The sequence below is a fragment of the Bradyrhizobium sp. USDA 4449 genome (genome assembly GCF_054056275.1).
Genome location: NZ_JBSRYD010000001.1, coordinates 4227402 through 4238781, shown reverse-complemented (window position 1 = coordinate 4238781; position 11380 = coordinate 4227402). Strand labels below are relative to the sequence as shown.

Annotated in this window: 12 protein-coding genes; 6 read left to right on the top strand and 6 right to left on the bottom strand. The window is 64.1% G+C overall.

Going from position 1 to position 11380, the window contains the following annotated elements; translation table 11 throughout:
- Positions 1–56: 56 nt before the first annotated feature.
- Entirely contained in the window at positions 57–299 is a 243-nt protein-coding gene (locus ACVIIW_RS19755; protein ID WP_456702254.1) for a hypothetical protein, read from the top strand.
- 132 nt (positions 300–431) lie between these two features.
- On the opposite strand, the gene ACVIIW_RS19750 is transcribed toward ACVIIW_RS19755, so the two are convergent.
- The 3 genes from ACVIIW_RS19750 to ACVIIW_RS19740 all read right to left on the bottom strand — a co-directional run bounded on the left by ACVIIW_RS19750 (position 432) and on the right by ACVIIW_RS19740 (position 1168).
- Positions 432–638 (bottom strand): hypothetical protein, encoded by a 207-nt coding sequence (locus tag ACVIIW_RS19750; protein ID WP_456702253.1) that lies wholly within the window; start codon positions 636–638, stop codon positions 432–434.
- 85 nt (positions 639–723) lie between these two features.
- The gene (locus tag ACVIIW_RS19745; protein WP_456702252.1) at positions 724–855 is read right to left on the bottom strand and encodes a hypothetical protein; all 132 of its coding nucleotides are present in this window, start codon (positions 853–855) and stop codon (positions 724–726) included.
- 118 nt (positions 856–973) lie between these two features.
- Entirely contained in the window at positions 974–1168 is a 195-nt protein-coding gene (locus ACVIIW_RS19740; RefSeq protein ID WP_456702251.1) for a hypothetical protein, read from the bottom strand.
- A gap of 95 nt (positions 1169–1263) precedes the next feature.
- Here ACVIIW_RS19740 and ACVIIW_RS19735 point away from each other — a divergent pair, with 95 nt between their 5' ends.
- Complete coding sequence (locus tag ACVIIW_RS19735) at positions 1264–1776, top strand: DUF4142 domain-containing protein (RefSeq protein ID WP_456702250.1); 513 nt, start codon at positions 1264–1266, stop codon at positions 1774–1776.
- 5 nt (positions 1777–1781) lie between these two features.
- Here the strand turns inward: ACVIIW_RS19735 and ACVIIW_RS19730 are convergent, their stop codons facing one another.
- On the bottom strand, positions 1782–2081 hold the full coding sequence (locus ACVIIW_RS19730; protein WP_456702249.1) for a hypothetical protein: 300 nt from the start codon (positions 2079–2081) through the stop codon (positions 1782–1784).
- Between the two features lie 293 nt (positions 2082–2374).
- Here ACVIIW_RS19730 and ACVIIW_RS19725 point away from each other — a divergent pair, with 293 nt between their 5' ends.
- Entirely contained in the window at positions 2375–8671 is a 6297-nt protein-coding gene (locus ACVIIW_RS19725) for a HAMP domain-containing protein (RefSeq protein ID WP_456702248.1), read from the top strand.
- A gap of 13 nt (positions 8672–8684) precedes the next feature.
- The gene (locus ACVIIW_RS19720; protein WP_456702247.1) at positions 8685–10178 is read left to right on the top strand and encodes an HWE histidine kinase domain-containing protein; all 1494 of its coding nucleotides are present in this window, start codon (positions 8685–8687) and stop codon (positions 10176–10178) included.
- Here the strand turns inward: ACVIIW_RS19720 and ACVIIW_RS19715 are convergent.
- The gene (locus tag ACVIIW_RS19715) at positions 10175–10396 is read right to left on the bottom strand and encodes a hypothetical protein (RefSeq protein ID WP_456702246.1); all 222 of its coding nucleotides are present in this window, start codon (positions 10394–10396) and stop codon (positions 10175–10177) included. The two genes, ACVIIW_RS19720 and ACVIIW_RS19715, sit on opposite strands and share 4 nt — an antisense overlap.
- A gap of 142 nt (positions 10397–10538) precedes the next feature.
- On the opposite strand from ACVIIW_RS19715, the gene ACVIIW_RS19710 reads away from it, so the two are divergent.
- Both ACVIIW_RS19710 and ACVIIW_RS19705 read left to right on the top strand, forming a co-directional pair.
- Positions 10539–10796 carry a hypothetical protein gene (locus ACVIIW_RS19710; RefSeq protein ID WP_456702245.1) on the top strand — a complete coding sequence of 86 codons (258 nt, stop codon included), beginning with the start codon at positions 10539–10541 and terminating at the stop codon, positions 10794–10796.
- A gap of 73 nt (positions 10797–10869) precedes the next feature.
- Positions 10870–11103: a hypothetical protein gene (locus tag ACVIIW_RS19705; protein WP_456702244.1), complete on the top strand. Its 234-nt coding sequence runs from the start codon at positions 10870–10872 to the stop codon at positions 11101–11103.
- Positions 11104–11155: 52 nt separating this feature from the next.
- On the opposite strand, the gene ACVIIW_RS19700 is transcribed toward ACVIIW_RS19705, so the two are convergent.
- Complete coding sequence (locus ACVIIW_RS19700; protein WP_456702243.1) at positions 11156–11356, bottom strand: hypothetical protein; 201 nt, start codon at positions 11354–11356, stop codon at positions 11156–11158.
- Positions 11357–11380 lie beyond the last annotated feature (24 nt).

Genomic DNA, 11380 nt, shown 5'->3' with positions numbered 1-11380 from the left:
CATCAAGTTCGTCCGTTGAGTAGGCTACTCAATCGGCTCAATTTGTGTGATTGACCATGAACGACCTTCGCGCCGAGCGCCTTCAGGTCATGCTGGCACCGGAAGAACTGGCCGCCATCGACGATTTCCGATTCAAGCACCGCATGCCGACGCGAGCGGCAGCAGTCCGCGAACTGCTCAAGCTTGGGCTGGCCGCGGCCGGCATCGACGCCGTCGCTGGCGTCAAGTCGAGCGATTTCGGCGTCTTCGGCCGGGGGCCCGACGGGCATGTGCAAAGCAACGGCGATTCCGAGGATTGATCCCGCGAACGGCAAACGGCCCCGGCACGGGGCGTGCCAGGGCCGCTCTTGGAAATTGCTTCCGGAGCACCGGGGGCATGTCACCGGAAGCAATCTGTCGACTCCTCGTCAGAGGAATGGTTCCTCGCCTGATTAGCCGCTCGGCGCCGCTCCGGAATCGTCCGATGTCATGCCGGAGCCCGGCGTCTTGGTGTCGTCGTTGAGCTTGGGATCGCGCGTCGCCTCACGCGACGGCGATCCCTTTTGGTCGGTCTTGTGCACGGTCTGCGCGCGCCGCTTGTCGCGCGGCTGCTCCTCCGCGCGGTTGTCCTTGATGATGCCTTGGTCGGAATGTGCCATGATGTCCTCTCGCTTCTTCCGATAGTCGAAGCGCCTACGCTTCGACCCGTCGAATGTTCCGAGGGAAGCGCGAGAGAGGGGGGCGCTAACTATGCGCCGAATGCACCGCAACGGATGCATTTTCGTGATGCACCTGGCGAACCGTCGTCACCGCCGCAAACGCGACCGAGACACCGAAGGCCAAGATGAATGAAAGAAGTGCCAGACGTGGAGTCATCGCGAAAACCTCCTTCTGGAAACAAAAATCAGGCGATCGACCGTTCCCGGATGATCGTAGATCGGCGCCGCCCATTCCGTGAGCGGCCTCACACGCAGATTCACGAAAAAGAGAGTGGTCAGGCGCTCCGGCTTTCCAGGATTCCAACCTTAAGGGGCGGGACTTCGCCATCAAGCCAATCCTGCTCCTTGGCCAAAGCCGTCCAGGCGTCCGCCATGCGCAAATAGCGCCGATAGGCGGGTTTCCCTTCCGAGCACTCGGCCAGTTGCAGGCAGTTCTCGGCATTATCCCTGAAGATGTCAGACTGTTTCATGGATGACACGTGGGTACTGAACCCCTGCCCTGCAACCGCCGTTACGGGATCGTAACGTCCGCTGGAACTTCGCGCACCAGCGGTCATTGGTCCGCATGCGGATATTTATCGCCGTTGTCCTGGCCCTCATCAGCACCGCGGCGTTTGCCGACAGCACCGGCGAGCAAGTCCGCGGCGATCGCGCGCCGGATGCAACCGACGTCATCAGCGGCCTGTACGCGTTCAGCCGCTTCCAGCAAGGCCTGCTGGAGAGCACCGATCTCAAAGGCAATGCCGAGGTCAAGAACCTCGCCGCGCTCCGCGCCGATAAAGCGCTCAAGCGCGACAAGGCATTGAAGCAGATTCAGGACGCCATCGGGACCGAACCGTGCGTCAGCAAGACAAAAGCAGCCGGCGTCGGCATCGCCAAGCCCGATGACACGGAGGGACCGGCTTACGTCCGAAGTTTCTATGCGGCGCAGATCCCCGAGTATGAATCCGTCATCAGCCTGCTCGAACGCTATTTGAAGGTCGCCGACAATTCAGCCCTTGCAGCCTTCGCGCGCGACCAGCTCCCGACGCTCCGCTCCCAACTGAAGGATGCGGAGCGCACTATGGCCGACAAATAGCGGCCTTACTTGTTGTCCTCAGGATGAGGCTGCTGGTTCGTCGGCCGCACGTTGCGATCGCTGTCGGGCATTCTGTCCCGGCCGGCGTCGCCATTTGCATCCTTACCGCCGGAGGTCGACGTGCCGCTACCGCTGGGGTTCGACCGGGCGGCAGTCCCCGTGGTTGGCGAGCCAGCTGGCGGGGTGGCGGAACTGGCCGCGGGATCGCCCGTCACGGCCCCGCGCCCGCTTGGCGCCCCGGTCTGGGCGAGCGCCGCCCCGGTGGCGAACAGTACGGCGATGAGAACGGCCAGTCCGGCTTTCATTGAGCTCTCCCTGTCTTTGCGAGCTAACCTCGCGGCCCGTGCGGGCGTTCCTGGGCGAGTAGCGCCGGAGTTTCGGAATTGGAACAATCTTAACCGGTGCTAAGGGGAGAGAATTTTTACATAATCCATTGGAACTCTCGGCAACCCTCACGGTTACTTTAGCCGGGCTGAGCACGGCGAGTTCCAATTCCTCGCGTCGCAACCGTGGCGCTTGATTTCGAATTTGGCTGACGCTCTATTTGAACAGTCGCGTCACGCCATTGGATTCGGCCGGCGCCTGCGGGGGAATGAGAATGAGCGACCTCGATTCCGGAACAGCATCACGCTCCGGTCGTCGCGTCCCAAAAGCCAAACCCAATGGCACCTCGGAGCCGGATTCCCGGGCCGAACTGCTGCTCGCGCTTCAGGCGATGCGCAGCGGCGATTTTTCGGTGCGCATGAGCGGCGATTATCTCGGCATCGACGGCAAGATTGCCGACACTCTCAACGACATCATCGCGGCCAACCAGCGCATGGCGCAGCAGCTCGAGCTGGTCGGCCAGGTGGTCGGACGCGAAGGCAAGACCCGGCAGCGCGTGAAGTTCGGGCTCGCCAGCGGCTCCTGGGCCGACATGGAAGGCTCCGTCAACACGCTGATCGACGATCTGTTGTGGCCAACCCGCGAGGTGACCCGCGCGGTCGCGGCCGTGGCGCAGGGCGACCTGATCCAGACCGTCAAGCTCGACGTCGAGGGCCGCCCGCTGCGCGGTGAATTCCTGCAATCGGCAACCATCGTCAACACGATGATCAAGCAGCTCGGCGTGTTCACCTCCGAGGTGACGCGCGTCGCGCGCGAGGTCGGCACCGAGGGCAAGCTCGGCGGTCAGGCCCAGGTGCCTGAGGTGACCGGCGTCTGGAAGGACTTGACCGAGAGCGTCAACTCGATGGCGAACAACCTGACCAACCAGGTTCGCAACATCGCCGAGGTGACGATCGCGGTCGCCAACGGCGACTTGTCCAAGAAGATCACGGTCGACGTGCGCGGCGAGATCCTTCAGCTCAAGGAAGCCATCAACACCATGGTGGACCAGTTGCGCTCCTTCGCTTCCGAAGTGACGCGCGTCGCGCGCGAAGTCGGCACCGACGGCAAGCTCGGCGGTCAAGCCATCGTGCCAGGTGTCGCCGGCACCTGGAAAGACCTCACCGACTCCGTCAACGCGATGTGCGGTAACTTGACCGCACAGGTCCGTAACATCGCCAACGTGACCACCGCCGTGGCGCGCGGCGACTTGTCCCGCAAGATCACGGTCGACGTGCGCGGCGAAATCCTCGAGCTGAAGGACACCATCAACACCATGGTGGACCAGCTCAACTCCTTCGCCTCCGAAGTGACGCGCGTGGCTCGCGAGGTCGGCACCGAAGGCAAGCTCGGCGGCCAGGCGCAGGTGCCGGGCGTCGCCGGCACCTGGAAGGACCTCACCGACAATGTCAACTTCATGGCGTCGAACCTGACCGCGCAGGTCCGCAACATCGCCGACGTCGCCACCGCGATCGCGGGCGGCGACTTGTCGAAGAAGATCACCGTGAACGTGTCGGGCGAGATCCTTCAGCTGAAGGAGACGCTCAACACCTGCGTGGACCAGCTCAATGCGTTTGCCGGCGAAGTCACGCGTGTCGCCCGCGAGGTCGGCACCGAGGGACGATTGGGTGGCCAGGCCAACGTGCTCGGCGTTGCCGGCACCTGGAAGGACCTCACGGAAAGCGTGAACTCGATGGCGTCGAACCTGACCGCACAGGTTCGCAACATCGCCGAGGTGACGACAGCCGTCGCCGGCGGCGATTTGTCCAAGAAGATCACCGTGGACGTGCGCGGCGAAATTCTGGAGCTGAAAGACACGATCAACACAATGGTGGACCAGCTCAACGCCTTCGCCGGCGAAGTCACGCGCGTCGCGCGCGAGGTCGGCACCGAAGGCAAGCTCGGTGGTCAGGCCCAGGTGCGCGGCGTCGCCGGCACCTGGAAGGATCTGACCGACTCCGTCAACTCGATGGCCTCGAACCTCACCGGTCAGGTCCGCAACATCGCCGAGGTCGCCACTGCCGTCGCCAAGGGCGATCTGTCCAAGAAGATCACGGTGAACGTATCGGGCGAGATCCTTCAGCTGAAGGAAACGCTCAACACCATGGTGGACCAGCTCAACGCTTTCGCCGGCGAAGTCACGCGCGTCGCGCGCGAGGTCGGCACCGAAGGCAAGCTCGGCGGTCAGGCCCAGGTGACGGGCGTCGCCGGCACCTGGAAGGATCTCACCGACAACGTGAACTCGATGGCGGGTAACCTCACGGCCCAGGTCCGCAACATCGCCGAGGTCGCGACCGCGATCGCCGGCGGCGACCTCTCGCGCAAGATCACGGTGGACGTTCGCGGCGAGATCCTTCAGCTGAAGGACACCCTCAACACCATGGTCGACCAGCTCAACCGCTTCGCCGGCGAGGTGACGCGCGTCGCGCGCGAGGTCGGCACCGAGGGACGTTTGGGAGGCCAAGCCAACGTGCCCGGCGTCGCCGGCACCTGGAAGGATCTGACGGACTCCGTGAATTCGATGGCCGGCAACCTCACCGCGCAGGTCCGCAACATCGCCGAGGTGACGACGGCCGTGGCGCGCGGCGACTTGTCGCGCAAGATCACCGTGGACGTGAAGGGCGAAATCCTCGAGCTGAAAAACACCATCAACACCATGGTGGACCAGCTCAATGGCTTTGCCGGCGAAGTCACGCGCGTCGCACGCGAGGTCGGCACCGAAGGCAAGCTCGGCGGCCAGGCCGAAGTGCCGGGGGTTGCCGGCACCTGGAAGGACCTCACCGACAACGTCAACTTCATGGCCTCGAACCTGACGGCCCAGGTCCGCAACATCGCCGAGGTCGCGACCGCGATCGCCGGCGGCGATTTGTCCAAGAAGATCACGGTGGACGTGCGCGGCGAAATCCTGCTGCTCAAGGACACCCTCAACACCATGGTGGAGCAGCTCCGCTCCTTCGCCGCCGAAGTGACGCGCGTCGCGCGCGAGGTCGGCACCGAGGGCCGGCTGGGCGGTCAGGCCGTCGTGCCCGGCGTCGGCGGCACCTGGAAGGACCTCACCGACAACGTCAATCTGCTCGCCGCAAACCTCACCACGCAGGTCCGCAATATCGCCGAAGTCACCACCGCCGTGGCGCGCGGGGACTTGTCGCGCAAGATTACCGTGGACGTGAAGGGCGAAATCCTCGAGCTGAAAAACACCATCAACACCATGGTGGACCAGCTCAACGCCTTTGCCGGTGAAGTCACCCGCGTGGCGCGCGAAGTCGGCACCGAAGGCGAGCTCGGGGGCCAGGCGCAGGTGCCCGGAGTGGCCGGCACCTGGAAGGATCTCACTGATACCGTCAACTTCATGGCGGCGAACCTGACCGAGCAGGTCCGCGGCATCGTCAAGGTGGTGACCGCGGTCGCCAATGGCGACCTCAAGCAGAACCTCACGGTGAAGTCGAAGGGCGAAGTCGCGGCGCTCGCCGACACCATCAACAACATGACCGAGACGCTCGCGACCTTCGCCGATCAGGTGAGCTCGGTGGCGCGCGAGGTCGGCGTCGAAGGTCGATTGGGCGGTCAGGCCGACGTGCCCGGCGCGGCCGGTACCTGGAAAGATCTCACCGGCAACGTCAACCTGCTGGCAGCCAACCTCACCTCGCAGGTGCGCGCGATCGCGGAAGTGGCGACCGCCGTGACCAAGGGCGACCTGACGCGGTCGATTCAGGTCGACGCCCGCGGCGAAGTCGCCGAGCTGAAAGACAACATCAACACGATGATCACGAACCTCCGTCTGACGACGGAGCTGAACACCGAGCAGGATTGGCTGAAGACCAACCTCGCAAAATTCACCAACATGCTGCAGGGCCAACGCGATCTGACCACCGTCGGCCGATTGCTGCTGACCGAGCTGTCGCCATTGGTGAACGCACATACCGGCGTGATCTACCAGGTCGAGAGCGAGGACAATCCGCAGTTGCTGCTGCTCGCCTCGTATGCCGGCGACGGCGTTTATCCCTATCCACGCGTGTTGCCGTTCGGCGACGGCCTGATCGGCCAGTGCGCGCTCGACCGGCGTCCCCGCGTGGTCGCCGACATTCCCGCCGACGTGGTGCCGATCAATTCGGCGCTGATCCGCGTCGCACCGAAGAACCTCGTGGTGCTGCCTGTGCTGTTCGAGGGCCAGGTCAAGGCGGTGATCGAGCTCGCCTCGCTCACCACGTTCACGACCTCGCAGATGACGTTCCTGGAGCAGCTGACGGACTCCATCGGCATCGTGCTCAATTCGATCGAAGCGACCATGCAGACCGAAGGCCTGCTCAAGCAGTCGCAGCAGCTCGCCGGCGAGCTGCAGACGCAGCAGCGCGAATTGCAGCAGACCAACGACCAGCTCGAGCAGAAGGCCCAGCAGCTCGCCGAGCGTAACGTCGAGGTCGAGCGCAAGAATCAGGAAATCGAGCAGGCCCGCCGCGCGCTCGAGGAAAAGGCGACCGAGCTCGCCCTGACCTCGAAGTACAAGTCGGAATTCCTGGCCAATATGAGCCACGAGCTGCGCACGCCGCTGAATTCGATCCTGATCCTCGGCCAGCAGCTCACCGACAATCCGGACGGCAACCTCTCCGCCAAGCAGGTCGAGTTCGCCCGCACCATCCACGGCGCCGGCACCGATCTCCTCAACCTCATCAGCGACATTCTCGATCTCTCCAAGATCGAATCCGGCACGGTGACTGTTGACGCCGAGGAAATCCTCACGACGAACCTGCTCGAGACGGTCGGGCGGCCGTTCCGCCACGAGGCGGAGAACCGCAATCTCTCGTTCAAGATCGACGTCGATCCGAACCTCGCGCGCAGCATCGTCACCGACTCCAAGCGCTTGCAGCAGGTGTTGAAGAACCTGCTCTCCAACGCCTTCAAGTTCACCGCCGAAGGCGAGGTACGGCTGAAGGTCGCCGGCGCGCTCGGCGGCTGGAGCACGGATCATCCGGTGCTGAACTCTGCGCCGGCCGTCATCGCCTTCGAGGTCTCCGATACCGGGATCGGCATTCCGCCCGAGAAACAAAAGCTGATCTTCGAGGCGTTCCAGCAGGCGGATGCCGGCACCAGCCGCAAATACGGCGGCACCGGTCTCGGCCTTGCCATCAGCCGCGAGCTCGCGAGCCTGCTCGGGGGCGAGATCCATCTGCGCAGCTCCCCGGGCATAGGCTCGACCTTCACGCTGTATCTGCCGCTGAAATATTCGGGCCCGACATTGGCGCCCCGCGCGACGCCGGCGCCGCAGCAATACAATCAGACGCCGGCGCTTCAGCCGATCGCCGCTGCGCCCGAACGCGTCATCGAGCAGCTACCCGACGACCGGCTCAATCTCGAACCCGGCGACAGCATCCTCCTGATCGTCGAGGACGATCCGCACTATGCCCGCATCCTGGTGGATCTTGCACGCGACAAGGGATTCAAGGTGCTCGTGGCCGCGCGCGGCGCCGAAGCGCTCGAGCTTGCCAAGCAATACCAGCCGAGCGCCGTTTCACTGGACGTGTTCCTGCCCGACATGCTCGGCTGGACGGTGTTGAGCCAGCTCAAGCACAACCCGCTGACGCGCCACATTCCCGTGCAGATCATTACCCTCGACGAGGATCGCCAGCATGCGCTGGCCCGCGGCGCGTTCTCCTTCGTCAACAAGCCGACGACGACCGAGGGCGTTGCCGCGGCGCTGACCCAAATCAAGGAATATGCGCGTCCCAGGCGCAAGCGGCTCCTGATCGTCGAGGACAACGCAGCCGAGCAGCTGTCGATCCGGGAGCTGCTGCATCACGACGACATCGAGATCGTCACCACCGACACCGGTGCCGGCGCACTCTCGACGCTGCGCGAGGTGCCCTGCGATTGCGTGGTGCTCGATCTCAGGCTGCCCGACATGAGCGGCTTCGAGGTGCTGGACCAGATCCGTCGCGACGATGCGCTGTCGAACGTTCCCGTGGTGGTGTTCACCGGCCGTGAACTCTCCGCGGAAGAGGATGCCGAACTCCACACCATGGCGCGCAGCATCGTGGTCAAGGGCGTGGAATCGCCCGAGCGCCTGCTCGACGAGACTGCGTTGTTCCTGCATCGCGTGATCACGGAGCTGCCGGTCGAGAAGCAGCGCATGCTGGAGAAGCTGAATAGTTCCGACGAGGATCTGATCGGCAAGACCGCACTGCTCGTCGACGACGATGCCCGCAACATCTTCGCGCTATCGAGCGTGCTGGAGCGCCGCGGCATGAAAGTGCTGACGGCGACCACCGGCCGCGAGGCGGTGACGCTGGTCGAATCCAACCCTGAAATCGCCATCGTGCTCATGGACATCATGATGCCGCAGATGGATGGCTATCAGACCATCGGCGTGATCCGGGAGAACCCGGCGTTCCTGCGCCTGCCGATCATCGCGCTGACGGCGAAGGCGATGAAGGGCGACCGCGAAAAATGCCTGGAGGCCGGCGCCTCGGATTATCTGGCAAAGCCCGTCAATACCGATCAATTGCTGCTTGCAATCCGCATGTGGCTGCATCGCTGAGTGGGATCCGCGAATGGACCATGAAAAGGTCAATATCCTCCTCGTCGACGACCAGCCGGCCAAGCTGCTTGCTTACGAGGTGATCCTGAAGGAACTCGGCGAGAACCTCGTGATCGCCTCGTCAGGCCGCGAGGCGCTGGAGGTGCTGCTCAAGACCGAGATCGCGGTGATCCTGGTCGACGTCTGCATGCCCGAGCTCGATGGCTTCGAGCTCGCCGCGATGATCCGCGAGCATCCGCGCTTCCAGAAGACTGCGATGATCTTCATCTCGGCGATTCAAGTCAGCGACATCGACCGCTTGCGCGGCTACGAGATGGGCGCGGTCGACTACGTGCCGGTGCCTGTCATACCGGAGGTGCTGCGTGCCAAGGTCAAGGTGTTTGCCGAGCTGTACCGCAAGACGCGCGAGCTCGAAAGGCTGAACCAGGATCTCGAGGATCGCGTCCGCGCCCGCACGGCTGAGCTCGAGAATTCCACCGCAAAGCTGCGCGAGAGCGAAGAGCGTCGCAGCATGGCGATCGCTGCCGGCAAGATGGGATCCTGGGATTGGGATTGGATCAACGGCGACTGGATGTGGGACGAGGGCCAGTACCGCATTTTCGGCGTGACGCCGGAGACCTTCAACGTCACCTCGGCCAGCGTCCAGGCACTGCTGCATCCCGACGACGCCGACCAGTTCAGCCGGGCCATTGCCGCCTTCAACACCGGCACTCACGCCTATGAAGGCGAGTTTCGTATCCGCCGGCCTGATGGCGAGGTGCGCTGGTGCGTCGGCACGGCGGCCGCAACCGTCGATCCCAACGGCCGCGTCGTGCGGGTGAGCGGCGTCACGGTCGACATCACCGAACGCAAGCGCGCCGAGGAGCGACAGAACCTGCTGGCGCGCGAGGTCGATCATCGCGCCAAGAACGCACTCGCGCTCGCACAGTCGATCGTGCGCCTGACCCGCGCCGACGAGGTCAAGGCTTATGTCAACGCGGTCGAGGGCCGCATCAACGCGCTCGCGCGCGTGCACACCATCCTGTCGCTGTCGAGCTGGCGGGGCGCCGAGCTCTCGAGGCTGATCGAGGAGGAGCTTGCACCCTACTCGGTGGGCGGACAGATCAAGTTTGCGGGCCCGGAGGTGCAATTGCTGCCGGCGACGGCGCAGACACTGGCGCTGGCGCTGCACGAGCTCTTCACCAATTCGGCGAAGTATGGCGCGCTCTCGACACGGTCGGGACGGCTCACGATCGGCTGGCAGGCCGAGAACGATCTCCTCACCTTGACTTGGGAAGAAACCGGCGGTCCCCGGGTCAGAGCGCCGAAAGCGCGTGGCTTCGGAACGAGAAGCCTGCTGGCCAGTGTGGAATCCCAACTCGGCGGACAGGCGCAATTTGATTGGCGTCCGGAGGGCCTGTTGTGCCGCCTCGACGTTCCGTTGACGCGCAAGAGCGCGGCAACATCGGAAGCGCAGGACAAGTTCGAAGCCAGCGACTCTCTGGAGCTTCAGCGCGCCTCCGGTTAACGCGACGCAGCGAGTTTCAATCGCGGCATCGGCCGCGGCTCGTCGGCGACGCGCCCCTCGAGCCAGGCTTCCGTCTGCGCAAGATCGCGCAAGGCCGTCGCATAACGGCGGGCCGCGCTGCGCTCGGCACCGCGCGGCAGCTTGCGCGCCTTGCGCAGCATGTCGGCCGCCGCGTTACGGTACGCCAACGAGCGATAGAGAAAGACCACTTTACCCATATCAAATGTTCCCGTGTTGACGGTGATCCATCTTCGCAAGGCCCGGATGAACGCCGGATGAAGCGGGTCGTGACAATTCTTTCACGGGGCTGGAACCCGCGATCGCCGCTCGCGTTTGCCTGCCAGTTCGAGCGGCAGAGCCATGCGCGCAAAAAAATCGTCGAGCCTCATCTCTTCCACCGGCATCATCAAGTTGATGACGCACGCGATGATGGGCGCGGCACTCGGTCTTGCATTCACGCTCGCGCTCATCCTGGCCAATCCTGCGGTCGCCGAGTTGCTGAACCAGAGCGGGCGTTCGGCGGCATTCGTTTTTGCCGCGACTCTGGTGACGACGTTTGCGATTGGCGCAGCGCTGACGGGAATTGTATTCATCCTCAGCGAGGACAAGCAATCTTGACACTTTGTTCGGAACTCCTGCGACCGAAAGCGGTTGGCTGCCTGCGTCAATTCAACTCAGGGAGTTCCTTCACATGAAGACGATCAAGCTCGCTCTTGCCGTGATGCTGGCAACCGGCCTCGCCGCCGCGCCGTTCGCCGCGCAGGCCAAGTCGCACAAGAAGCACCATTCCTCCATGTCGCAGACCACGACGGGAGCGAACATGAAGAAGAACGTTGCTCCCGACGCGTCGGGCCAGGGTGGCGCCGGCCCCGGCAGCGACCAGGGCGGCAGCATGACCAAGCCCCAGAACGGTACGAGCAAGTAAGCGCCGCAATAGGAGCCCCGCGGTGACGCGGGGCTTTCCGGCCGGACGTCCCTTAACGCCACATCGTCGGCGTGCGGGTCAGTGCGCGGCGGCCGACCTGTTTCAAATCCTCGAGCGAGCAATCATCCTCGCGCGCGGCTGCACGCAAGCTCGCGGCGACGCGCTCGCGCAACGTCGTATCCCCCGGGGGAATGTCCGCGCAGACTTCATCGAGCACCGCCTGCAGCGCGGCGGTCATGTCGGCATGCGGCATGGACGAGCTCCAGCATGTCGCGTT